We start from the raw sequence: 256 nt of genomic DNA on the forward strand, positions 1-256 counted from the left end.
GTCGCGGCGTAGTGCTTGAACTGCGTGAACACCTCGCGAATCGGGAAATCGTCTCGCGTGCGCGCCACGAGCCATTGCCAGAGGAACAGCGAGGCGCGTGTGTTCTTAATGCGGCCGGATGTCACCACGGCTTCCCACCACGGCGTTTCGAACTGCTCCCAGTAGTCGGCATACGCGCGGTGCGCATCCTCGCTCGGGATCTGCTGAAAGACGAAGTTCTTGATCAGGTCCGCGGACGACAGCGGCGTGCCACGCG

The 256-nt window shown here is 62.9% G+C and carries 1 protein-coding gene; it reads right to left on the reverse strand.

Features of this window, described 5'->3' with window-relative positions:
• Positions 1-256: hypothetical protein (locus SB658_RS25535; RefSeq protein ID WP_410603242.1), on the reverse strand; the 256-nt coding region annotated here is incomplete at both ends.

Source organism: Bacillus sp. SIMBA_008, from assembly GCF_046535495.1.
In the GTDB taxonomy this organism is placed as follows: domain Bacteria; phylum Bacillota; class Bacilli; order Bacillales; family Bacillaceae; genus Bacillus; species Bacillus subtilis.